Source organism: Arthrobacter sp. zg-Y916, assembly GCF_020907385.1.
Lineage (GTDB): Bacteria > Actinomycetota > Actinomycetes > Actinomycetales > Micrococcaceae > Arthrobacter_B > Arthrobacter_B caoxuetaonis.
On the sequence record NZ_JAJJOD010000001.1, the window covers coordinates 795,735 to 818,990 of the forward strand.

The following is a 23,256-nucleotide window of genomic DNA, read 5'->3' on the forward strand; positions in this document are numbered from 1 at the left end:
CCAGGGAAACCCGGCCGGGCGTTCTTGTCCCTCCCATGGGCCGGCCGCCAGCGGCGGGCCCACGGGAGCTGGGCCTAGGAGGCGGCGTAGATGCCTGCCATCCAGTCTTCGACGTCGTCGGGATTCCGGGGCAGCGCCGAGCTCAGGTTTTCCGCGCCGTCGGAGGTGATCAGCACGTCGTCTTCGATCCGGACGCCGATCCCGCGGTATTCCTCGGGAATGGTGAGGTCTTCTTCCTTGAAGTAGAGGCCGGGTTCGATGGTGAACACCATGCCCTCTTCGATGATTCCGTCCAGGTAGAGTTCCCGCCGGGCCTGCGCGCAGTCATGCACGTCCAGGCCGAGGTGGTGGCTCGTGCCGTGCGGCATCCAGCGGCGGTGCTGCTGGCCCTCCTCGGACAGCGCTTCCTCCAGCGGAACCGGAAGCAGGCCCCAGGACTCGAGGCGCTCAGCCAGCACCCGCACGGCAGCGGCATGCACGTCGCGGAACTTGTTGCCCGGCCTGGCAGCTGCGAAACCGGCATCTGCGGCGTCCAGCACGGCCTGGTACACACGCCGCTGGACCTCGGAGAACGTTCCGTTGACCGGCAGGGTACGCGTGATGTCGGCGGTGTAGAGGCTGTCTGCTTCCACTCCGGCGTCCAGGAGAAGCAGGTCTCCGGCGTGGACGGCACCGTTGTTGCGGATCCAGTGCAGGACGGTCGCGTTGTTGCCGGAAGCAGCGATGGTGTCGTAGCCCAGGTCGTTGCCTTCCTCACGGGCCCGGGCGAAGAACGCGCCTTCGACGACACGCTCACCGCGCGGATGGGTGATGGCACGGGGGAGTGCCTTGACGACCTCCGTGAAGCCGTTGACCGTTGCAGCCACCGCTTCGCGCATCTGGGAGATTTCCCAGGCATCCTTGACGAGCCGGATTTCAGAGAGCGCTTCGGTGAGCTCCTCATCCTTTGCGTCCAGGGCGCTGAAATCCATGTTCTCCGGGTCCATCGCCGTGTTGTAGCGGACGGTATCCACCAGAGCATCGACCATCTCGTCGACCTTGCGCAGCAGGCGGACGGAGACGCCGCCGAACTGCGGGTCACCCACGTTGCCCGTGATGGCTGTCTCCGCGCCGGACATGTCGTGCGCGGGCAGTCCTGTGAGCGCGCTGATGTCGGCCAGGCCCAGGCGGGAACCGATCCAGAACGCGCCGTAACGGGCGTTGGAATAGAACTCTTCGCTGTCCGTGCCGGCCAGCGGCCGGAAGTAGAGGGCGGCGGTGTGGTTTCCGCCGTCGTCGCCCGTGCCTTCTTCCACTGGTTCCATGACCAATACGGCATCCGGCTCATGGTCCAGGCCCAGCCCCGTCAGGTGGGCGAAGCCGGAGTGCGGGCGGAACCTGTAGTCCGTGTCGTTGGAGCGGACCTTCAGCGGCCCGGCGGGGATAACCAGCCGCTCGCCGGGGAACCGCTGGGACAGGGCACGGCGGCGGGCAGCAGCGTAGGGCGCCGCCTCCGACGCTTCGGGCAGGGCATCGGATTCAGGGGCCCAGCCTGAGGACATGAAGTCCTTGAACGCCTGCGAGGTAGGGCGCTGGGAACGGTTGTTCACCCGGTCCTCGAGCGGCTGCCCCTCGGACAGTTCTTCGAGGCCGGACTCGGCGGGGTTCAGGGAATTGGCATCAGTAGTCACCCGTCCATGCTCTCACCGCGCCTGAAGACAGCCAAACATCCGTGGACGGCCCTGGCCCGGCATGCCGCAGGACCAGGGGAGCGACGCGTAGATTAGGAAGGTGAGAATTGACCTGCACACCCATTCCAATGTCTCAGACGGAACCGAAGCGCCCGGAGCCGTCATGGCTGCCGCACGTGCCGCCGGTCTCGACGTCGTCGCCCTGACGGACCACGACTCAACGGCAGGATGGGCGGAGGCCGCCGAAGCCGCCGCGACGCTGGGAGTGACCCTGGTGCCCGGTATGGAGGTTTCCTGCCGGACCGCGGACGGCATCAGCGTGCACGTACTGTCCTACCTGCACGATCCGTCCCATCCTGGCCTGCGCAAGGAGATTGCCAAATCCCGTTCCGCACGGGTTTCCAGGGCCGAACAGATGGTGGAGCGTCTCTCCGAGGATTATCCGATCAGCTGGCAGGACGTCGAGGAGCAGGTGGCTCCCGGGGCGACCATCGGACGTCCGCACATCGCGGACGCACTGGTCGCCGTTGGCGTCGTCCCGACCCGCTCTGCCGCTTTCGCAGGGATCCTGACCGGCCGCTCCAAGTACTTCGTGGCGCATTACGCACCGGACCCCGCTGTGGCGGTGGAACTGATCCGCGCTGCGGGCGGTGTTCCGGTTTTCGCCCATCCGGAGGCATCCGCGCGCGGCCGGGTGGTTGGCGAGGAGACCTACCACCAGATGATCGACGCCGGCCTGGCCGGCGTGGAAATTGAGCACAGGGACAATCCGGAGGCCGGACGCGAGTACCTGCGCCGGCTTGCCGCTGAGCATTCGCTGCTGGTCACGGGGTCCAGCGACTATCACGGCACCGGCAAGCCGAACCTGCTCGGGGAAAACCTGACCGCGCCCGAGGTCTTCGAACGTATCGAAGAGCTGGGAACGGGCACGGGCGTCATCAGGGCCTGAGCCGGCCCAGGCTACAGTGCGGCTGCTTCGGTCCCGGCTGGGCTCTTTTTGGCAGGACGCCGGGCACGCACGGGTTTTGGCTTCGGAGGGACCACGACGGCGGCCGCGTGCCCCAGCCGGGCCGTCATGACCTCAATCGCCTGGGGATTCGCATCGACGCAGACGAACCGCCGGTTCAGCTTGGCGGCAACGGCCCCCAGCGTCCCCGAACCCGCGAAGAAGTCCAGTACCCAGTCACCCTCGCGGCTGGACGCTGCCACGGCGCGGCGCAGCAGGCCCTCGGGCTTCTGCGTGGGATAACCGGTCTTCTCCCGCCCGGTGGGTGAAACGATCGTGTGCCACCAGACGTCGGTGGGCAGCTTTCCGAGCGCCACTTTCTCCGGCGTGACCAGGCCCGGGGCCATGTACGGTTCCCGGTCCACTTCCGCATTGTCGAAGTGGTAGGCAGCCGGGTTCTTCACATAGACCAGGATGTTGTCGTGCTTGGCCGGCCAGCGGTTCTTGGCGCGTCCGCCGTAGTCGTAGGCCCAGATGATCTCGTTCAGGAAGCAGTCGCGGCCGAACAGGGCATCAAGCATCACCTTGATGTAATGCACTTCGCGGTAGTCCAAGTGGACATAGAGGGTTCCGTCGTCGGCCAGAAGCCGCCAGGCCTGGGCGAGGCGGGGTTCCAGGAACGCCCAGTAGTCCTCAAACGCGTCGTCGTAGCTGGAAAGCAGGCCCTTGACCGTGGTGTAGCTGCGGCCCTTGAACCCCGTCCGGTCACCGCTGCCGTCAACGCTGCGGACCATCGTGGTCTGCTGCCGCCGCTGTGCCCTGCCGGTGTTAAACGGCGGGTCCACATAGATCATTGTGAAGGCGCCGTCCGGCAGGGTCGGCAGATAGTCCGCATTGTCTGCGTGGACTATCAGCGACCCGCCGTCCGGCGTCCAGTCAGGTGTGCTCATCCGTGCTGCGAAGGTCCCGGCCTATTCGGCGGCGGGAGCCTTGCTGACGACTTCGCCGTTACGGCGGCGGGTGCGGCTGCGGTTGCGCCGCGGCCGGTCGCTCTTGGGCTGCTCGCTTCCGCCGGCCGGTGCCTCAGCCGCGGGCGCCGGGCTGCCGTTCTCGGAGCTGCGGCGTGCGCCGTCCCGCGGTGCGCGGGCGCGGTCTGAACTGCGGCCGCCGCCGGAGGAGGAACGTCCTCCCGAACGCGGGCCGGAGTCAGACCGGGGGGCGCGGCGTCCGCCGGACTTACCGGTTTCGCCCAGGTCCTCCAGCTTCTCCGCGTCAATGCCTGCCAGCACGCGCTTGTTGCGGGGAAGCCGGCCCTTGGTGCCCGCAGGAATGCTGAGGTCGGTGTAGAGGTGCGGCGAGGAGGAATAGGTCTCAACCGGTTCGGCCTGGTCCAGGCCCAAAGCCTTGTTGATGAGGCCCCAGCGGGGAACATCGTCCCAGTCAACGAACGTCACGGCGGTGCCCTTGTTGCCGGCACGCCCGGTGCGGCCCACTCGGTGCAGGTAGGTCTTCTCGTCTTCGGGGCACTGGTAGTTGATGACGTGGGTGACGTCATCGACGTCGATGCCGCGGGCCGCCACGTCAGTGGCAACCAGGACGTCCACCTTTTCGTTGCGGAAGGCCCGCATTGCCTGTTCGCGTGCGCCCTGGCCAAGGTCGCCGTGCATGGCGGCCACGGCGAAGCCGCGGTCCACCAGTTCCTCGGAGAGCTTGGCAGCCGTCCGCTTGGTCTTGGTGAAGATGATGGTGCGTCCGCGGCCTTCAGCCTGGAGGATGCGGGCTACCACTTCGCTCTTGTCGAGGTTGTGGGCGCGGTAGACGACCTGGCGGATGTCCTTCTTGGTCAGGCCCTCGTCGTCAGGATCCGCTGCCCGGATGTGGGTGGGCTTGGTCATGTAACGGCGGGCCATGGAGACGACGGCGCCGGGCATGGTGGCGGAGAACAGCAGGGTCTGGCGGACTGCCGGAGTGGCGGCCATCAGGGTCTCGACGTCGGGAAGGAAGCCCAGGTCCAGCATCTCGTCGGCCTCATCCAGGACGACGATCCGCACGTTCTTCAGGGAGAGCTGCTTCTTGTTGTAGAGGTCGATCAGCCGGCCCGGGGTGCCGACGACGATCTCGACGCCTGCTGCCAGTGCCTCAACCTGCGGTTCGTAGGCGCGGCCGCCGTAGATGGTGACGATACGGGCGCCGCGGCGGCGGGCCGCCGTGGTGAGGTCTCCGGCAACCTGTACCGCGAGTTCACGGGTGGGGACCACAATCAGGGCCTGGGGCGCACCCGGGACGGCGAGCTCGGCATAGCCTTCGTCTTCCGGGGCGATCACGCGCTGCAGGGCGGGGATGCCGAAACCGAGGGTCTTGCCGGTGCCGGTCTTGGCCTGGCCAATGATGTCGTGGCCGCCCAGTGCCACCGGGAGCGTCATCGACTGAATGGGGAAGGGGTGGGTGATCCCGGCGTCAGCCAGGGACTCAACGATGTCGGCGCGGACGCCAAAATCGGCGAAGGTGAGGGTGGGGATTTCTGCCGCTGCCTCCGTTGTGGCGAGCGACTCGGCCACATCGAGTTCTTCGTTGCTGTCATCGGCCGTCAAGTGGGCTTCGCCGACCTGTGAAAGTTCAGTGTTCAATTACATACCGTTCAGTTAGGCATTCTGCGCCGGCAGCGCTCGACGAGCGGGCATAGGCCCATCACGGAGCGGATGGCGCGCAGGTAATGCGTCCAGCGGAAGCCGATCGCGGGCTAACAACTGCTGGCCACTCCAACTGCATTCGGCAAAGGCAGCGGCCGGAAAATATCAAGATCGCGTAGGTATTGCGGGTCTCACGGCCAGGCTGGCTCTGTGTCCAGCTGGCATTTAAGGAACGTGGGAACGACCGGGCATCCATTTACTACCCCTCCAGTCTAACCGGTACGGCTGCGGGGGGCCGCATTGGCGGTTCCCAGCGCGTCAACGGGGCCGTGAGCGCTTCGATCCGATGACGGACTTTAACCCGGCCCAGGGTGGATGGCGGTTGAGACAAGGGCCACACCGGTACGCTTGGCACATGAGTGAGCACAACGGCGGGGCCGCAGGCGCCCGGGCATCGGCAGTGGGCACGGCACCGGCCTACACACAGTTCCTGACCGACCTTTTTGGCGTGATCGCGTACGGTGAGCTGTCCGCGTTCGAACGGATGTCCTCGGATGCCCGTTTCTCGCCGACGCTGCGGGACCGTGCCACGCTGGGAAGGCTGGCGGTCAGGGAATACACCCACTTCGAGCGCGTCTCCGCCCACCTGGAGGGCATGGGTGCAGACCCGGAGCAGGCCATGGCTCCCTTCCAGCAGTCCGTTGATGCCTTCCATGACCGCACCAGGCCGGGTGACTGGCACGAGTCACTGATGAAGTTCTACGTGACCGATGCGATCTCGGACGACTTCTATGCAGCGCTGGGGTCCCGCCTGGACGATGAGAGCGCCGCCCTGATCTCCTCCATGCTGGGCAGCAGCGAGGCACCCGGTGAGGTGCTCTTTGTGCGCCTGCAGGAGTCCTTGAAGGATGATCCCAGGCTGGCGTCCCGGCTGGCACTTTGGGGCCGGCGCCTGGTGGGCGAAGCGCTCACCCAGGCCCAGCGCATCGTCATTGAGCGCGCCTTCCCCAAAGGTCTCGCAGGTGAGGTGAGCCGCGAGGACTATGACGTGCAGATCCGTGAACTCTTCAGCCAGCTCACGCGCAACCATTCCCGCAGGATGTCCCTGTTGGGGCTGACTGCCTGACGCGCACCTGTTCAGCGTGGGGAAACATGATTAGAAGGTCCAGCCGCAGGAGCCTGGTGGTTGCCGCGGCGCTGGCGGCCGTGCTGGGAGCAGCGGGATGCGGGACAGCGGAGCCGGCGGGAGCACTTCCGGCTGCGGGCCCGCCCACGCCGGTCCTGGGCTCACAGCCAACGGCTGGCCTGACGGAAGCGGGAGAACCGCCGCAGGTTGGAATTACGGCTGCGCCGCAGGGTGTTCCGGCCGTCGGCTGGGCTGCGATGACCACACTCGTGGACATCCGCGCCGCCGGCGACCGCCCCCTCCCGGAACCCCTGGAGGCCCCATCCTGTTCCCTGGCCGGGTGCTCCTGGTCCTTCGGCACCGAGACGCTCGTGTGGTCTGCTTCCACCGGGGCACGTGCCCTGCGCACGGAGGTATTCAGCAGATGGAAGTCCTCCGGAGGGAACCTGGGGTGGCCCGTCACCTCGGAGTACAGCTTCGGCGGCGACTACCGGACCGATTTCCAGAAGGGCACGCTGATGTACGTTCCCCGCCTGGGCCGGACCATGGCCTACCTCCCGGAGGTGGAAAAAGCGGCCGTGGTTATCGGCGATTCGCAGGCCGGCAGGGACACATGGGTCGGCAAGGGACTGTTTTCGCTGGGCTACCACCCCGTGATTCTGGGAGCAGGGGGTACCGGCTACACCCAAGGGAACGGCAGGGTGGGCAACTATCCCTCAGCTCTTGAAGGCGAGGAGTGGCTGATGCCGTGGGGCAAGCCCGGGCTGGTCGTCCTGCAGGGCGGCGGGAACGACGCCCATGGGCCCAGCAACCAGGCGATCCGGCAGAATGCCCTCCAGCTGATCCGGGAAATCCGGCGCACCTACCCCGAGACCAGGATCGTCGTCGTCGGCGTCATCGGGGACGGCGGGGGACGGCGGGGTGAAGTTGATGACCTGATGGCCAGGGTTTCAGCCGAGGAGGACCTGGAGTTCCTCAGCCCGAAGGACTGGTGGAAACGCTACTCGCTGGGCTCGAAACTGGACGACGGCCTGCACTTCGGCAGGGGCGGCCACGATGCGGCAGCCCCCGTTTTCGCGCGTGAACTGAGAAAAATCCTGGACCGCCCGCAGGACTAGAGCCGAAGGATGCGTTGCTCTTCGGCGTCGTCACGGGCTGTTCGGCGGGGAACCAGGACCAGTGCTGCCGTCACCGCAGCGGCAGGACCGGCCATGACGGGAACTGCCCAGGTCAGCCACATCAGGCCCGGGGTGACGGGAATGCCGGAGAACTGCAGGAGAATCCAGGCTGTGAGTCCTGCTGCCAGGGAGATCCCCGGCAGCAGGAGGACGCCGTACCGCCGCCTGCGCGGGTCGGCACCCCAGACGATGAAGCCGGCCGAGGCAGTTGCCACGGCGGCGAGCATCAGCTCAAGCATGGTGCCTAGAGAGCGCCGAAACCGACGCGGCGGACTTCTTCGGCGCCGATCTCGACGTAGCCGATAACACCTGCGGGAACGATGATGAGGCGTCCCTTTTCATCGGAAAGGCGCAGTTCCTTCGAGCCCTTGATGGCCTCGGCGACGGTGTCGGCGACCTGGTCCGCGCTCTGCCCGGACTCGAACACAATCTCGCGTCCGACGTTCTGGATACCGATCTTTACTTCCACCGTGGTGCCTCCTGTGTAAACGAACTCAAGTGAATCGAATCTACTCTAGATTTCCTTGGGGAAGCGGCTGATTCCGCGCCAAGCTAAACGGTAGACCAGCTCGCTGGCAGCATCGATGTCCAGGCCGCCGTCGGTTTCGAGCCAATAACGGGCACTGACCTGCGCCATGCCCGCCAGTGCGCGGCCCAGCAGCGTCGCCTCAAGGTGGGAGAGCTTGGTGTCCTCGGCGATGACGTCCGCGATGTCGCTGGCAAAACGGGCGTTGAACGCCTCAATCCGGGAACTCACTTCGTCATCGCTGGTCAAATCGGATTCGAAGACCAGACGGTGGCCTTGGCTGTCCTGCGCCACGAAGCGGAAGTAGGCACGCATGGTTTCCCGGACGCGGAGCTTGTTGTCAGTCGTGGAGGAGAGCGCCGTCTTCAGGAACTGGGTCAGCGTTCCAAGGTGGTCATCAAGCAGTGCCAGGTAGAGCTCTCGCTTGCCCGGGAAGTGCTGGTACAGCACGGGCTTGCTGACCTGCGCGGTCTCGGCAATCTCATCCATTGCGGCGCCGTGGAACCCGCGGCTGACAAAGACTTCCTGTGCTGCCTGCATCAGCTGCCGGCGGCGCTCTTCCCGGGGGAGCCGGGTGGATTTGCCGGCGGGCTGGTTGCTCACGTGTTGTTGGACCTCTCAATGGGTGCCGGGTGCGAAACCGGCTCGTGGAACAACAGTTTACCCGCGGGTAACACTGAAGGAAGGCACGTGAGTCAGGCTCGCGCGGTGGCAGCCTCGAATCGGGGCAGCCGGAAGCATACATTGGATGCCATGAGCATTGACACACTCGCTTCGCTGCCGCCACTGGTTGATCCCGCAGCGGAACTGACCCGTGAGGAAACCGAGCGTTATTCCAGGCATCTCATCCTTCCGGGTTTTGGCGCTGAGGCCCAGCGCCGGCTCAAAAACGCCAAAGTGCTGGTGATCGGCGCCGGCGGTCTGGGGTCGCCGGCGTTGCTCTACCTGGCGGCCGCGGGAGTGGGGACCCTGGGCATCGTGGACGATGACCGGGTGGACACCTCCAATCTCCAGCGCCAGGTCATCCACTCCGTTCACGACGTCGGCACCTCCAAAGCGGAGTCGGCACGCACCAGCGTGAAGGCGCTGAACCCCCTGGTGGACGTGGTGCTGCATGAAGTCCGGCTCGATGCCGGAAATGCGCTGGAGATCTTCAGCGGTTATGACCTGATCCTGGACGGAACGGATAACTTTGCCACCCGCTACCTTGTCAATGACGCGGCGGAGATCCTGGGCAAGCCGTATGTGTGGGGATCCATCCTGCGTTTTGACGGACAGGTCAGCGTCTTCTGGGGACAGCACGGCCCAACGTACCGGGACCTCTATCCGGAAGCGCCCGAGCCCGGTGCCGTTCCGTCCTGCGCGGAAGGCGGAGTGCTGGGAGTCCTGTGCGCGCAGATCGGCTCGGTGATGGTCAATGAAGCGGTCAAGCTTCTCACCGGGACCGGCCGGACACTGCTGGGGCGGGTGCTGGTCTTCAACGCCCTGGACATGAGCTTTCGGGAAGTGGGGCTCCGCAGGGACCCGGACCGTCCCAAGGTCACCGGGCTCATTGACTACGGTCTTTTCTGCGGGACGGGTTCCGCCCGGGCCGAGGTGCCCGGGATTTCAGTGACGGAGCTGGCGGCACTGCTCCGGGAACGCGCGGCCGGCAGGGCGGATTTCGACCTGATCGACGTGCGGGAACCGGGGGAACACGGGATTGTGAGCATCGACGGCGCAGCCTTGGTTCCCCGGGCAGGGATTCTGTCCGGAGAAAACGTCCCGGATCCCGGCCGGACAGTCTATGTGCACTGCAAGTCCGGCGGCCGGTCGGCTGAAGTGACGGCTTTCCTGAGGGAGCGCGGAAACCCCAGCGCCTACAACGTCGACGGCGGCATCCTTGAATGGGTGCGGAACATCGAGCCGCACAAACCCGTCTACTAAACCCGTCTACTAGGGTTGTACGGGGGAGGGACTCAGGCGGACTTGCTGCGCCCGGTCTCTTCTTCCGGAACCGGCTCAGCCGCGGCACCGGATTGCTTGGCCGGTGACTCATCCAGGGTGATGCCGTAGATGGCTTCCAGCCCGCGGATGTAGTCATCCTGTCCGCCGTTGGCTGCCAGCTCCCGGGCACGGACGGCGGGGACATGCAGCAGGGCCTTGACCATGCGGCGCATCGCGAATTCAACTTCCTGCCCGGCACCGGTGCAGCCGTGCTGGGCACGGACCTTCTCCAGTTCCTTGTCCAGGACGCTGAGGGTGTGACGGCGCAGGGCGACGATTGCCGAATCCAGTTCCCGGCTCAGCTGCGCTTCGGAGAAGGCCTTGGCGGCGTCGGAAACAATCCGGTTGGCCTGCTGCAGTGATTCCGCCTGCTCCGCGGGAGCCGCCAGCCGAACAGACTCCAGCGTGATCAGCTCTACGCCGTCGACCTCGCGGACAGCGGGGTCGAAATCATGTGTCAGTGCCAGGTCGATGATGATCAGGGGACGCTCGGTTTCTTCCCGGACCCGGCGGATATCGTCGGCGCCGACCTGGTTGTCCGAACCCGAACAGCCAATGACGACGTCGGCACGGGCCACGGCGGCTGTCAGGCTCTCGCCGTCCAACGCGGTTCCGCCGCGGGAAGCGGTGAAGGACTCGGCGCGTCCGGAAGAGGAATAGACGCCGATGTCGGTGCAGCCGCGCTCCTTGAGCAGCGCCATGGTTGCTCCGGCATAGGCTCCGGTGCCGAAAACGACGACGGCCTTGTTGCGCCAGTCAATGTCTTCGGAGAGATCTGTAGCGAGTTCCAGCGCGACGGAAACGATCGAAAGCCCGCGTTTGCCCAGCGCCGTCAGCGCGCCAACGTCCTTGGCTGTTCGTGAAGCTGTCTGGAACAAGCGGGTGAGGGTGCCGCTGGCCGTGCCCTCTTCCTGCGCTTCGATGAGTGCGCGCCGCACCTGGCCGGCAATTTCGCGTTCGCCGACGACGGCGGAGTCCAGCCCTGCGCCCACGGCAAACAGGTGCTTGGCTACTTCCTGGCCGGTGTTGGTGGTCAAGGAGCGGGAGACGAGGTCTTCTTCCAGGCCCGAGTGCCGGCTGATTTCCGCGATGGCTGCGGAACGTGCCGCTTCGACGTCGTCCTCAGACCGGGCTTCGCAGTACACCTCAAACCTGTTGCAGGTCGCCAGGACCACCGCGCCGGCAACAGCGGGGCCGTTTTCCAGCAGGGAGGAAGGGACCTTGGGCGCGCCCGCACTAAGCCGGGCTACGGTCTCAAGGTCTACGTCTGAGTGCGTCGCAATAAGGGATAGAAGAACCACAGTGGCTTAATACTAGCCACCCAAACTGTTATCGACGGCATCGGTGACCACAGTGCAGCGTGATTTGGGCCGCATTAAGGGCGGCCGGTGCGGCCGCAGCAGGCCGGCCGTTTAACCTTCGGAGCTGATTTTGGGGAGAATCAGAACATGACTCTCAGCGCCTCTCATCCGCTCATGGATGGCCGCACGGCCGATTCCCCGCTTATCACCGCTTACCGCGGCGGCACGCCGTCCCGGCGTCCGGTCTGGTTCATGCGCCAGGCTGGACGTTCGCTGCCTGAATACCGCAAGGTCCGGGAAGGCATCGGCATGCTCGAATCCTGCCTGCAGCCTGAGCTGGCTTCCGAGATCACGCTGCAGCCGGTCCGCCGGCACGACGTCGATGCCGGAATCTTCTTTTCCGACATCGTGATCCCGCTGAAGCTGGCGGGAGTGGACGTGGACATCGTTCCGGGTGTCGGGCCCGTCCTGGGCGCACCGGTACGGACTGCCGCCGACGTCGCTGCCCTTCCCCGCCTCACCGAAGAGGCGCTGGAACCGATCCGCCAGGCTGTGGCACTGACGGTGGAGCAGCTGGGCAGCACGCCGCTGATCGGCTTCGCCGGGGCACCGTTCACGCTGGCCGCCTACATGGTGGAAGGCAAACCGTCGCGCGACCACCTGGGCCCGCGCACGATGATGCACGCCGACCCGGAAACCTGGAAGGCCCTGACGGACTGGGCGGCCGATGCCTCCGGCATGTTCCTGCGCGCCCAGCTGGAAGCCGGGGCCAGCGCCGGCCAGCTCTTTGATTCCTGGGCAGGGTCGCTGGGGCTCAAGGACTACACCGAGAAGGTGGCGCCGGCATCGGCCCGGGCCCTCGAACATGTCCGCGGCCTCGGTGCGCCGCTGGTGCACTTCGGTACGGGAACGTCGGAGCTGCTGGCCGCGATGCGCGACGTCGGCGTCGACGTCGTTGGCGTTGACTACCGTTTGCCGCTGGATGAGGCCAACCGCCGCCTGGGCGGGACCGTTCCGCTCCAGGGCAACATTGACCCGGCGCTGCTGTCCGCACCCTGGCCCGTCCTGGAAGCGCATGTTCGCGGGGTCCTGGCAGCCGGAGCCTCGGCACCGGGCCACGTGGTGAACCTCGGCCACGGCGTGCCGCCGGAAACCGACCCGGAAATCCTGACCCGGGTGGTTGAACTCGTTCACTCCGTGGAGCCGTAACCATGCCCGCAGCCGCGAAGCCAGAAACGCCTTACTCCCGGCAGGCGCGCCGCGCCGTCGTCGTCGGAGGAGGAATCTCCGGGCTCATCGCTGCCCGTGACCTGGCCCGCGAAGGGCTGGAGGTGACGGTGCTGGAGGCCGCAGAGGCTTTCGGCGGCTGCGTTGGCACCCACCGGGTTGCCGGGCTGAACCTGGACAGCGGCGCGGAGTCCTATGCCTCGCGTTCCGGGGCAGTACCGGCACTGATCGGGGAGCTGGGTCTGGCCGAAGACATTGTGCAGCCGGACCCGGCCGGGGCCTGGCTGCAGCTTGGCGGGCCGGACCTGGCCCAGGCAGCGCAGCGGATGCCGCAGAGCGGACTGCTGGGAATCCCGGCGGATCCGCGGGCCGAAGAGATTGCCAAAGCCATTGGACGCGTGGGGGTGGCCCGCGCGTCCCTGGACCGTGTCCTTCCCATGGCACCCCTGCTCCGCAAGGAAAAGGTCAGCCTGGGTGAGGTTGTGCGGTCAAGGATGGGAGAACCGGTCCTGAAGCGGCTGGTGAGCCCGGTGGTGGGCGGAGTGTATTCCGCTGATCCCGATGTCCTGGACGTGGATTCAGTGGCTCCGGGCCTGCGCAAGGCGATGGCCGAGCATGGCTCGCTCTCCGCTGCCGTGGGGGCCATGCGCAAAGCAGCACCTGCCGGTTCCACCGTCGCCTCCCTGAAAGGAGGCATGGGGACGCTGACCCAGGCCCTCTGCGCAGATTTGAGGCAGCGCGGTGCCACGCTCCTGGCCGGCACACCCGTGACTGGCATCGAGCGGACCGCGGACGGCTTCCGGGTAGCTGCCGGGGACCTGCTTGAGGCCGACGCCGTGGTGGTTGCCGCGGACGGGCCGACCGCCGTCGACCTCCTGGCACCTTCCGTTCCGGGCCTCTCGGACTTCCGTCCGGGGCCTGGACCCGGCGTGGCGCTGGTGACGCTGGTAGTTGACCGTCCTGAACTCGACGCAAAGCCCCGGGGAACCGGAGTGCTCGTGGCGCTGGACGCCGTCGACGTCCAGGCCAAGGCATTGACCCATGCCACCGCCAAATGGCAGTGGCTCGCTGATTCCACCGGACCGGGCACCCACGTCCTGCGCCTGTCCTACGGCCGCGGCCTCGGCCCCGGCCAGTCTGCGGACACCACTGCCCTCCGCCCGGATGAGGACCTTTTCGCGGCAGCGCTCGCAGATGCCTCTGCCCTGCTCCAGGTGCCTTTGGAGGAAACCGATGTGATCGGCTGGGACGTCGTCCGCTGGGTGGGTGCGCTTCCGTCCGCTTCGGTGGGCCACGCCGAAAGGGTGATGGCGGTGCGTGCTGCGGTGGCCGAAGTGCACGGCCTGGAGGTAGTGGGCGCCTGGCTTGCCGGAACCGGACTGGCCGCCGTGACGGCGGATACCCGGTACCGCGCGAAGCACCTCGCCGAGGCCGTGAAAGCCGTGGAATAATCGAAACAGTTCTACGGCACGTAGAAGTTCCCTATTTCGCCTAAGCCTGCCGAAACCGGCAGACTGTTAGACATGAGTGAGCCCATGGGTCAGACCGAAACTGAAACAGCCGAAACACAAGAACAGTTCTTTACTCTCTGGACCGTTTTCAAGCGGTCGGAACTTCCACGTAAGAGCAGCGAAAGTGCTCTGGACGCCTTCGAAGCCCTCGTCTCCGGGTTTGCTGACGAGTCCGTGACCCTGCGCGGCATCTACGACGTCTCGGCCATGCGCGCTGACGCGGACATCATGATCTGGCTGCACGGCAGCCGTCCCGAGGCCCTGCAGGCAGCGGTCCGGCAGATCCGCCGCTCCGAACTGTTCGCCGGCACCGAAATCGCCTGGTCTGCCATGGGCGTCCACCGCGACGCCGAGTTCTCCAAGAACCACTGGCCCTCCTTCGCCCGCGGCATCGCCCCCGAAGCCTGGATCTGTGTCTACCCGTTCGTGCGTTCCTACGAGTGGTACCTGCTGCCCGCCGAGGAACGCGGTGCCATGCTGCGCGATCACGGCAAGCTGGGCCGGGAGTTCCCGCAGGTGCTGGCAAACACTGTGGCTTCCTTCGCCCTGAACGACTGGGAATGGATCCTGGGCCTGGAAGCCCCGAACCTGGTGGACCTCGTGGACATGATGCGCCACCTGCGTTCCACCGAAGCACGCAACCACGTGCGCGAAGAGATCCCCTTCTACACCGGCCGGCGCATTGCCGCTGCCGAAGTTCCCGAGGTGCTCAAATGACATCCACTGCCGCAGAACCGTCCTTCGACCCGTTCGACGGAGTCAACGGGGACGGAGTGATGGCACCGGCCAAGTACGACGCGATCCTCCTGGCCTCCTTCGGCGGACCCGAGGGCCAGGAAGACGTCATCCCGTTCCTGCGCAACGTCACCCGCGGCCGCGGTATCCCCGATGAACGGCTCGAAGAGGTGGCTACGCACTACCGCGCCAACGGCGGCATCAGCCCCATCAATGAGCAGAACCGGGCGCTGAAGGCAGCGCTGGAAGCAGAGCTCGGGCGCCGCGGCATCGAGCTGCCGGTTCTCTGGGGCAACCGCAACTGGGATCCCTACATCAAGGATGTTCTCCAGGAAGCCGCCGACGCCGGGTACCGCCGCCTGCTGATGGTCACCACCAGCGTCTACTCCTGTTACTCCTCCTGCCGGCAGTACCGCGAAGACCTGGGCATGAACCTCCTGGCCACCGGCCTGGACAAAAAGCTGCAGGTGGATAAGGTCCGGCAGTACTTCGACCATCCCGGTTTGGTGGAGCCGTTCGTGGAAGGCGTGCGGGATTCGATCGCCAAGGTCCGGGAGCAGCTCACCGCCGCAGGCAAGCCGGAAGGAAAGATCGAGGTCCTCTTCTCGACCCACTCCATCCCCACCGCCGATGCTGAGGCAGCCGGCCCGCGCGACCGCGAGTTCGAAGAGGGAAGTGCCTACGTGGCGCAGCACCTCGCCAACGCACGTGCCATCATGGACCGGGTTCCCGAAGCAGCGGGCCTGGACTGGCAGCTGGTCTACCAGTCCCGCTCCGGCGCTCCGCACATCCCCTGGCTCGAGCCGGACATCAACGACGCGATTGCCGAGCTCCCGGCAAAGGGCGTGGACGGCGTCGTCATTGTCCCGCTGGGGTTTGTCAGCGACCACATGGAAGTCATCTGGGACCTGGACACCGAAGCCATGGATACCTGCACCGAACTCGGACTGGCAGCACACCGCACGCCGACCCCGGGCATCCACGAAAAGTTCGTGGCCGGCCTGGTGGACCTGGTCTGTGAACGGACAGTGGAGAACAACATTGCAGTGCGCCCGGCCGTGACCAACCTCGGCCCGTGGTACGACGTCTGCCGTCCCGGCTGCTGCGCCAACCTGCGCGGCGAGAAGCCGACGATTGCGGGCGCCGACTCGACCGTGGGTGTCGAGTAGTGGCGCAGGCACCGGTGCTGATCGGCACCCGGGGCTCGGCCCTGGCCCTCACGCAAACCACCACCGTCGCGGAGACGCTCGCTGAACTGGGCAGCTTCGAGGTGGAGCTTGTCCGCGTCAAGACCGAGGGCGACGTAAACCGGGCAGCCCTGTCCCAGATCGGCGGCACCGGCGTGTTCGTGGCCGCGCTGCGCGAATCGCTGCTTCGCGGTGACTGCGACGTTGCCGTGCATTCGCTGAAGGACCTGCCCACGGCCGAGGCAAACGGTCTCACCATCGGTGCTGTTCCGGCGCGGGTCGACGTCCGGGACGCCCTGTGCGCCCGCGATTCGCTGACCCTGGCGGAGCTTCCGGCCGGGGCCACGGTCGGCACCGGCTCGCCCCGCCGCGCGGCCCAGCTGCGTGCTGCGCGTCCGGACCTGGAGATCGTGGACATCCGGGGCAACGTCGACACCCGCCTGGCCCGTGTGGCCGGACTGGTCGAGGGCGGCCCCGGGGACCTCGACGCCGTCGTGCTGGCCGCCGCAGGCCTCTCCCGGTTGGGGCGCCTGGACATGGTTTCGGAGTTCCTGGATCCCGCTGTGATGCTGCCGGCCCCCGGACAGGGTGCGCTGGCCGTGGAATGCCGCACCACCGATGCCGCAGACGGCCCGCTCAGCCGGGCACTTGCCGCCTATGACGACACCGCCAGCAGGCTGGCCGTCACGGCGGAACGCGCCCTGCTGTACCGGCTGGAAGCCGGCTGCACCGCGCCGATCGGTGCCCTGGCCCGGATGACCGAAAAAGGCATGGCCATGGAGGCAGTGGTCTGCAGCGATGACGGAACCCGCGTGCTGCGGCGCTATTCCTCGACCTCCCAGGCCGACGAAGACGGCGCACGGGCCCTGGGCGTCCGTATGGCCGAAGAACTGCTCGCCGCCGGCGCAGCGGAACTCACGGAGCTTGCCTCCTGATGGGCCGCTGAGGCAGGGCGGATGAACGGTGAAGGCAGCAGCGCGCCACGCTCCGGTGACAGGCTCTCCTCCGGTGCCGGAGGGGCGCTCTCCGGCGCGGAAGTAGTGCTGCTGCGTACCCCCGGCCGTGCAGGGCCCATGGCAGCTGAACTGCGCGCCCGCGGGGCACGGGTGCAGCTGCTTCCCCTGATCGACTTCCAGCTCCCGGAGGACACCGCACCGGTGTCCTCCGGATTGCTGGACCTCGGTGCCGGAGGATTCGACTGGATCATCTTCACTTCCGCGACAACTGTCCAGGCGCTCAAACACTTCGCCTCAGCCACCGGAACCCCGCTTTCTGCACTGGTTGCCGGAACCCGGGTTGCCGCGGTGGGTGCCGCGACCGGGCGTGCACTGGCGGCGGCGGGAATCGACGTTAGCTTCATGCCCGGGGCGGACCAGTCCGCGCGGGGCCTGGCAGCGTCGTGGCCGGATGCCGGGAGCGGCCGGATTTTCCTGCCGCAGGCGGACATTGCCGATCCCTTCCTGCGCAACGCGCTGTCCAGCGCCGGCTGGAAGGTCACGGCCGTCGCTGCATACGAGACAGTGGACTATCCGGCTGCCGTGCCGCTGGTTCGGGAAGAACCCGCAGAAGAAGAAGTACTCACCCCCGCGGACTACCGCGCCTTCGCTGCCGGCAGCAGCCAGGGGAACCCAATCCACGCCGTTGTGGTTACTTCTCCCAGCACGGCCCGCCGCTTTGTCCGCGACTGCCTGGTTCCGGGCACCGCGCTGCTGGCCGCGATCGGGGACCCGACAACGCAGGCGCTCGGCAGGCTGGGCCACCCGCCGGCCGCAACGGCAGCCAGCCCGACGCCGGACGGCATGGCAGACGCCGTCGAAGCGGCCCTCGCCGCCCACCAGAATTCAAGATCCACCGAAACGGAAGGCAGAACGCATCCATGAGTTTTCCCCAGCACCGTCCCCGCCGGCTGCGGACCACACCGGCGATGCGGCGCCTGACCGCCGAATACCGCCTGGACCCGGCCGAGCTCGTGCTTCCGGCCTTTATCCGCGAAGGCCTGTCCGAGCCGAACCCCATCACTTCGATGCCCGGCGTTGTGCAGCACACCACCGAAACGCTTAAGCGGGCCGCTTCCGAAGCCGTTGAACTCGGTGTCGGCGGCATCATGCTCTTCGGCATTCCGGCAGAACGGGACGCCGCCGGCAGCGCCGGAACCGACCCGAACGGCGTGCTGAACAAGGCGATTGCGGATGTCCGCGCCGAGGTCGGGAACGATCTGGTGATCATGAGTGATGTCTGCCTGGACGAGTTCACCGACCACGGGCACTGCGGCGTGCTGGACGCCGACGGCGTGGTGGACAATGACACCACCCTGGAAATCTACGGCCGGATGGCCGTGGAGCAGGCCCGCGCCGGAGCCCACGTGCTGGGCCCCTCCGGCATGATGGACGGCCAGGTTGCCGTGATCCGGCAGGCACTGGACGACGCCGGCTTCCAGGACGTCTCCGTGATCGCCTACGCCGCCAAGTACGCGTCGGCGTTCTACGGGCCGTTCCGCGAAGCCGTGGATTCCCAGCTCACGGGCGACCGCCGGACCTACCAGATGGACGCCGCCAACCGCCGCGAAGCACTCCTGGAAGTGGAACTGGACCTCGAAGAGGGTGCCGACATGGTCATGGTGAAGCCGGCCATGAGCTACCTGGACATCCTCGCCGACGTCGCCGCCATGTCACCGGTTCCGGTGGCGGCTTACCAGATCTCCGGCGAGTACGCGATGATCGAAGCTGCGGCCGCGAACGGCTGGATTGACCGCCGCCGCGCCATTGAAGAATCAGTCCTCGGCATCAAGCGTGCCGGTGCCAACATTATTCTCACGTACTGGGCTGCCGAATTGGCGGCCTGGCTGAAGGAAAGCAAGTAATGACCCAGACAGTCTCCTCCGAAGAGCTCTTCGACCGCGCCCGTGCCCTGATGCCCGGGGGCGTGAACTCGCCGGTCCGCGCTTTCGGTTCCGTAGGCGGCACCCCCCGGTTCCTGGTCTCCGCCAAGGGCCCGTACGTCACGGACTCCGAGGGCCGTGAGTACGTTGACCTGGTCTGCTCCTGGGGTCCGGCACTCGTGGGCCACGCGCACCCGGACGTCCTGGCCGCCGTGCACTCCGCCGTCGACCGCGGACTTTCCTTCGGCGCCTCCACGCCGGCAGAGGCCGAACTGGCTGCCCTGGTGATGGACCGGGTCAAGCCGGTTGAGCGCCTGCGCATGGTCTCCACCGGCACCGAAGCGACCATGACCGCCGTCCGCCTGGCCCGCGGCTTCACCGGCCGCAACCTGGTCATCAAGTTTGCCGGCTGCTACCACGGCCACCTGGACGGCCTGCTGGCCTCCGCCGGCTCCGGCGTCGCCACCCTGGCCCTGCCCGGCTCGGCCGGCGTCACCGCCGCTACCGCAGCTGAAACCCTGGTGCTGCCGTACAACGACGTCGCTGCCGTGGAGGCAGCCTTCGCCGAGCACGGAGCGAACATTGCCGCGGTCATCACCGAAGCTGCTCCGGCCAACATGGGTGTTGTCACCCCGGCCGAGGGCTTCAACGCCGCGCTGTCCCGCATCACCACGGCCCACGGTGCGCTGCTGATCCTGGACGAAGTCCTTACCGGGTTCCGCACGTCACCGGCAGGTTACTGGGGCCTGACGGGGGAGAAGGAAGGCTGGGCGCCGGACCTCTACACCTTCGGAAAGGTCATTGGCGGCGGCATGCCCGTGGCTGCCCTGGGCGGCCGCGCCGAGGTCATGGAGTACCTTGCACCCCTCGGACCGGTGTACCAGGCCGGCACGCTGTCCGGAAACCCGATCGCCATGGCCGCCGGCGTCGCCACGCTGACCGCAGCCACGGCCGAGGTCTACGCCAACATCGATGCCCGTTCGGCCCAGCTGTCCCACGCTGTCTCTGAGGCACTCTCCGCTGAAGGCGTGAACCACAGCGTCCAGCGGGCCGGCAACCTGTTCAGCATCGCCTTCGGGACGGCAGAGCACGGCGTGCACGACTACGCCGATGCTTTGGCCCAGGATGCCTTCCGGTTCAAGCCGTTCTTCCACTCGATGCTGGACTCCGGTGTCTACCTGCCGCCGTCGGTCTTCGAGGCCTGGTTCCTTTCCGGCGCGCACGACGACGCCGCGATGGACCGGATCCTCTCGGCGCTTCCGGCTGCAGCCAAGGCAGCAGCGGCCGCCCAGCCGTAGCGCTCTCCCTCATCGAGATGACAGAAACTGCCCGTATCCGGTGTGGATACGGGCAGTTTCTGCTATCTCGGTGGAGTGCCTAGCCCAGGATGTCCCGGCGGTTCAGCGCCCATACCGCCAGTGCCGTGAAGAGAACGCACGCTGCCGCGATCAGTCCCAGGCCGGCAAGGTCGAAGCCCTCCGCCAGCGGATCATTCCGGTAGGCCCAGAAATAGGGGGAGAAGTTCCTCAGCCACCCAAGCTCCGAATTCTGGTTCGCCAAAGCATTCATTACGTAACCGGCGGCAGCCACGCCTGCCGCAGTGCCGAGCGCCGCGCTCCGGCGTCCGGTGAGCGCACCCACCGCCAGCGCAATGCTGCCGGCCAGATAGCCCAGCCCGAGCCACGCGAACTCCACGGCCGCAACGTTGGCAGCCTCCAGCCCAAGCACCGCAGGAGAGCTCAGCGCCAGGACCAGCACCGCTGTGAGAAGAGCGAACCAGAGCAGGCGAACCATGATTCCCAACGCCGTCTCCAGCGCGTATTGAACCCTGCCCACCCCGTGCGAAAGGATGAGCTCCAAGCGTCCGGATTCTTCGGCTCCGGCAATTGCCGAGCTTCCCCAGGACACTGCGGCAGCGGTGCTCAGGACAAACCCCAGCAGCCCGAAGAACGTGGCCTGGACATAGCCCGGACCGGAGAGAATGTCCTCGTAACCAAGGGCGTTCACCAGCTCGGACGGCAGGGAGCTGATCAGGTTCCGCATATCTGCGCCGTTCATGGAGGGATAAAGCGGAAGGTAGAGCAGCAGTACCGCAGCCAGGGCCAGCGTCCAAACAAACGTGGAGCGCCAGGAGTCCACAACCGCCCGGCGGAATACCGGCAGCGGAGCTCGTTTAGAAACCCGCTGCCGGCTCATCCTGATTCCCTTCCCTGTCCCGGATCGGCAGCTGCAGGTTCGCCGTAGAGCCGCAGGACGGATTCCTCCAGATCGGGTTCCTCCACCGCCAGGTCCAGTACCCGGTGCCGTGCCAGCACCTTGATGACGGCGTCCATGCCGCCTTCCACCGTGCCTTGGACATGGATAGTCCCGTCCTGCCGGATTACTGTTCCCTGCAGACCGGCGGCTGCGAGTTCGTCCCCCAGCCCCGGACCGGTGTCCCGGGCAGGGACAACGGAGGCCCGCACATGGCGAAGACGGTTCAGGCGCAGCGACGCCACATCCCCCTGCGCCACCACTTTGCCCCGGGAGAGGACAGCGACCTGATCTGCGCTCTGCTGGATTTCACTCAGTACATGGGAGCTGAGAAGTACGCTGCGTCCCGCGGCCCTGGCTTCAGCCACCATCTGCAGGAACTCGCGCTGTACCAGGGGATCCAGGCCGCTGGTGGGCTCGTCCAGGACCAGCAGTTCCGGGTCATGCATAAAGGCCTGAACCAGTCCCAGCTTCTGCCGGTTGCCCTTGGACAGGGAACGCACCGGGCGGGACAGGTCAAGGCCAAGCCGCTGCGCGAGTGCTTCCACGCGTCCAGCGGCAACCGGGGCGCTGACCTGCGCGAAGTGCTCCAGCAGGGTCCGGCCACGGCCTCTGCCGCTGATCCGGAAGTCACCGGGAACGTACCCGATCCGGCGGCGCAGCGCAGCACCCCCGGCACGCGGGGAAATCCCCAACACATGAACCTGGCCGGAGGTGGGCCGGATGATGTCCAGCAGCATCCGCAGCGTGGTTGTCTTCCCGGAACCGTTGGGGCCAATCAGTCCAAAGACGCATCCCGGCTCAACCGTCAGCTCAAGGGAAGAGACCGCAGTGCGGGAACCGTAGCGCTTGGTCAGCGCATGCGTCTCTATAACGGGCGGCATCAGAACCCCTTCGAGCGGCAGTGCTCATCATGCTAGCGCCGCGCGGGCCGTTGAACTCCCCGAGATAACAGAAACTGCCCGTATCCGGTGTGGATATACGGGCAGTTTCTGTTATCTCGAAAGGCGGGGACCCCGGGCTAGAAGGCGGGAGTCACGTCACCGTTCGGCCACTTCTCCTCGATGAAGGTCTTCACCTCGGGGGAGTGCAGCAGCTCTTCGAGCTTGTCGATGCGTGCGTCCTTGCTGCCTGCCTTCCAGGCGAGCAGGTTCGCGTACGGGTTGTTCTCCACGGACTCGACCAGCAGTGCGTCTTCCGTCTTGAGCCCGGCATCGAGGATGTAGTTGCCGTTGATGATGGCCAGGTCCACGGTGGGATCGGAGAGGTCATTGACCAGCAGCTCAGCCTGGTTCTCCACGAAGTCCAGGTTCTTCGGATTCTGCTCATCCGTCAGGGAGATGACGGAAGCGTCATCTCCCACGTCCTTGAGCAGGCCGGCTTCTTCCAGCAGGAGCAGGGCACGGGCCTGGTTGGACGGGTCATTGGTGATCGCCACCCGGGCTCCGTCTTCGACGCCGGAAATGTCCTGGTGCTTGTCGCTGAAGACGGCGTACGGCTCAATGTGCACGCCTTCGCCGTGCTCAAAGTCGTAACCCTGGCTCTCGGTCTGCGCCTCCAGGTAGGAGAGGTGCTGGAAGTAGTTGACGTCGATCGAGCCGTCGTCAAGCGAGATGTTCGGGGTGACGTAGTCATCGAACGGGACGACTTCCAGTTCCAGTCCGGCGTCTGCCGCGAGGTTCTGCGCGACGTATTCCAGGATGACGGCATGCGGCTGCGGGCTGGCGCCCACAGTCAGTGTGACCGGGTTGGCGGGATCGAGGCTCTCCACAGCGCTGGAGGAGGCGTCTGAGCCTCCGCAAGCCGTCAGCGCCAGAGCCGCGGCCACGCCAGTGGCCACGAGTGAGAATGCTTTCCGCATCAGATGCGTTTCCTTTCAAGAATCCGGTTACCGGGCGAACCCGGTGCCGGCCGTTGTGCAGCTAGCGGCTACTGGCTGCAGTGCCCGGGGCGCGCCGCATGGGCCGGTCCCGGAAGAATGTGGAAGCGATGCTGCCCCTAGACGCGGGCCCGCGAGCCGGTGCTTTCCGCTGCTTCTTCGCCGCCGGCAATCTCGGCCGGCGCAGCAGAGGGGCCGGCGCTCCCTGCAGCAGGGCGGCGAC

Annotated in this window: 22 protein-coding genes; 12 read left to right on the plus strand and 10 right to left on the minus strand. The window is 66.5% G+C overall.

The features are described from left to right. Positions 1-74: 74 nt before the first annotated feature. Complete coding sequence (locus LOC59_RS03860; protein WP_423723818.1) at positions 75-1,670, minus strand: aminopeptidase P family protein; 1,596 nt, start codon at positions 1,668-1,670, stop codon at positions 75-77. Positions 1,671-1,770: 100 nt separating this feature from the next. On the opposite strand from LOC59_RS03860, the gene LOC59_RS03865 reads away from it, so the two are divergent. After that, the gene (locus LOC59_RS03865) at positions 1,771-2,619 is read left to right on the plus strand and encodes a PHP domain-containing protein (RefSeq protein ID WP_227915450.1); all 849 of its coding nucleotides are present in this window, start codon (positions 1,771-1,773) and stop codon (positions 2,617-2,619) included. 11 nt (positions 2,620-2,630) lie between these two features. Here LOC59_RS03865 and LOC59_RS03870 read toward each other — a convergent pair whose 3' ends face one another. Next, positions 2,631-3,566, minus strand: coding sequence for a DNA-methyltransferase (locus LOC59_RS03870; protein ID WP_227894436.1), 936 nt, complete (start codon positions 3,564-3,566; stop codon positions 2,631-2,633). Positions 3,567-3,587: 21 nt separating this feature from the next. Next, on the minus strand, positions 3,588-5,174 hold the full coding sequence (locus LOC59_RS03875) for a DEAD/DEAH box helicase (RefSeq protein ID WP_227915707.1): 1,587 nt from the start codon (positions 5,172-5,174) through the stop codon (positions 3,588-3,590). 487 nt (positions 5,175-5,661) lie between these two features. On the opposite strand from LOC59_RS03875, the gene LOC59_RS03880 reads away from it, so the two are divergent. Both LOC59_RS03880 and LOC59_RS03885 read left to right on the plus strand, forming a co-directional pair. Beyond that, on the plus strand, positions 5,662-6,372 hold the full coding sequence (locus LOC59_RS03880; RefSeq protein WP_227894437.1) for a ferritin-like fold-containing protein: 711 nt from the start codon (positions 5,662-5,664) through the stop codon (positions 6,370-6,372). A 26-nt stretch (positions 6,373-6,398) separates the two neighbouring features. Beyond that, positions 6,399-7,490 carry an SGNH/GDSL hydrolase family protein gene (locus tag LOC59_RS03885; protein WP_227915449.1) on the plus strand — a complete coding sequence of 364 codons (1,092 nt, stop codon included), beginning with the start codon at positions 6,399-6,401 and terminating at the stop codon, positions 7,488-7,490. Here LOC59_RS03885 and LOC59_RS03890 read toward each other — a convergent pair. From LOC59_RS03890 to LOC59_RS03900, 3 genes are read right to left on the minus strand one after another with little or no spacing between them, the layout of a single operon-like run. Continuing rightward, on the minus strand, positions 7,487-7,789 hold the full coding sequence (locus LOC59_RS03890; RefSeq protein WP_227894439.1) for a hypothetical protein: 303 nt from the start codon (positions 7,787-7,789) through the stop codon (positions 7,487-7,489). The genes LOC59_RS03885 and LOC59_RS03890 overlap by 4 nt on opposite strands. Before the next feature lie 5 nt (positions 7,790-7,794). Continuing rightward, entirely contained in the window at positions 7,795-8,019 is a 225-nt protein-coding gene (locus LOC59_RS03895) for a DUF3107 domain-containing protein (RefSeq protein WP_152226695.1), read from the minus strand. 45 nt (positions 8,020-8,064) lie between these two features. Continuing rightward, entirely contained in the window at positions 8,065-8,679 is a 615-nt protein-coding gene (locus LOC59_RS03900; protein ID WP_227894440.1) for a TetR/AcrR family transcriptional regulator, read from the minus strand. Between the two features lie 150 nt (positions 8,680-8,829). Here LOC59_RS03900 and moeB point away from each other — a divergent pair, with 150 nt between their 5' ends. Further along, positions 8,830-10,002 (plus strand): molybdopterin-synthase adenylyltransferase MoeB, encoded by a 1,173-nt coding sequence (gene moeB / locus LOC59_RS03905; protein WP_227894441.1) that lies wholly within the window; start codon positions 8,830-8,832, stop codon positions 10,000-10,002. A 32-nt stretch (positions 10,003-10,034) separates the two neighbouring features. On the opposite strand, the gene LOC59_RS03910 is transcribed toward moeB, so the two are convergent. Beyond that, positions 10,035-11,363: a glutamyl-tRNA reductase gene (locus LOC59_RS03910; protein WP_227894442.1), complete on the minus strand. Its 1,329-nt coding sequence runs from the start codon at positions 11,361-11,363 to the stop codon at positions 10,035-10,037. Between the two features lie 147 nt (positions 11,364-11,510). On the opposite strand from LOC59_RS03910, the gene hemE reads away from it, so the two are divergent. From hemE to hemL, 8 genes are all read left to right on the plus strand, one after another. Then, positions 11,511-12,572 (plus strand): uroporphyrinogen decarboxylase, encoded by a 1,062-nt coding sequence (gene hemE, locus LOC59_RS03915; RefSeq protein ID WP_227894443.1) that lies wholly within the window; start codon positions 11,511-11,513, stop codon positions 12,570-12,572. 2 nt (positions 12,573-12,574) lie between these two features. Then, positions 12,575-14,041, plus strand: coding sequence for a protoporphyrinogen oxidase (gene hemG / locus LOC59_RS03920; protein ID WP_227894444.1), 1,467 nt, complete (start codon positions 12,575-12,577; stop codon positions 14,039-14,041). Positions 14,042-14,113: 72 nt separating this feature from the next. Next, positions 14,114-14,818 carry a hydrogen peroxide-dependent heme synthase gene (gene hemQ / locus LOC59_RS03925; protein ID WP_227915445.1) on the plus strand — a complete coding sequence of 235 codons (705 nt, stop codon included), beginning with the start codon at positions 14,114-14,116 and terminating at the stop codon, positions 14,816-14,818. Continuing rightward, the gene (locus LOC59_RS03930) at positions 14,815-16,005 is read left to right on the plus strand and encodes a ferrochelatase (protein ID WP_423721151.1); all 1,191 of its coding nucleotides are present in this window, start codon (positions 14,815-14,817) and stop codon (positions 16,003-16,005) included. Before hemQ ends, LOC59_RS03930 begins: the two co-directional genes overlap by 4 nt. Next, positions 16,005-16,958, plus strand: coding sequence for a hydroxymethylbilane synthase (hemC, locus tag LOC59_RS03935; RefSeq protein WP_227894446.1), 954 nt, complete (start codon positions 16,005-16,007; stop codon positions 16,956-16,958). The genes LOC59_RS03930 and hemC overlap by 1 nt, the downstream gene beginning before the upstream one ends. 21 nt (positions 16,959-16,979) lie before the next feature. Next, positions 16,980-17,903: a uroporphyrinogen-III synthase gene (locus tag LOC59_RS03940; protein WP_227894447.1), complete on the plus strand. Its 924-nt coding sequence runs from the start codon at positions 16,980-16,982 to the stop codon at positions 17,901-17,903. Further along, positions 17,900-18,883 (plus strand): porphobilinogen synthase, encoded by a 984-nt coding sequence (gene hemB, locus LOC59_RS03945; RefSeq protein WP_227894448.1) that lies wholly within the window; start codon positions 17,900-17,902, stop codon positions 18,881-18,883. The genes LOC59_RS03940 and hemB overlap by 4 nt, the downstream gene beginning before the upstream one ends. Next, positions 18,883-20,199, plus strand: a complete 1,317-nt coding sequence (gene hemL / locus LOC59_RS03950; RefSeq protein WP_227894449.1) for a glutamate-1-semialdehyde 2,1-aminomutase — start codon at positions 18,883-18,885, stop codon at positions 20,197-20,199. Before hemB ends, hemL begins: the two co-directional genes overlap by 1 nt. 79 nt (positions 20,200-20,278) lie before the next feature. On the opposite strand, the gene LOC59_RS03955 is transcribed toward hemL, so the two are convergent. The 3 genes from LOC59_RS03955 to LOC59_RS03965 form a co-directional block, all read right to left on the minus strand. After that, positions 20,279-21,097: an ABC transporter permease subunit gene (locus LOC59_RS03955; protein ID WP_229970658.1), complete on the minus strand. Its 819-nt coding sequence runs from the start codon at positions 21,095-21,097 to the stop codon at positions 20,279-20,281. Next, positions 21,094-22,038, minus strand: a complete 945-nt coding sequence (locus LOC59_RS03960; protein ID WP_227894451.1) for an ABC transporter ATP-binding protein — start codon at positions 22,036-22,038, stop codon at positions 21,094-21,096. The genes LOC59_RS03955 and LOC59_RS03960 overlap by 4 nt, the downstream gene beginning before the upstream one ends. 137 nt (positions 22,039-22,175) lie before the next feature. Further along, the gene (locus LOC59_RS03965) at positions 22,176-23,015 is read right to left on the minus strand and encodes a MetQ/NlpA family ABC transporter substrate-binding protein (RefSeq protein WP_227894452.1); all 840 of its coding nucleotides are present in this window, start codon (positions 23,013-23,015) and stop codon (positions 22,176-22,178) included. Positions 23,016-23,256: the final 241 nt, after the last annotated feature.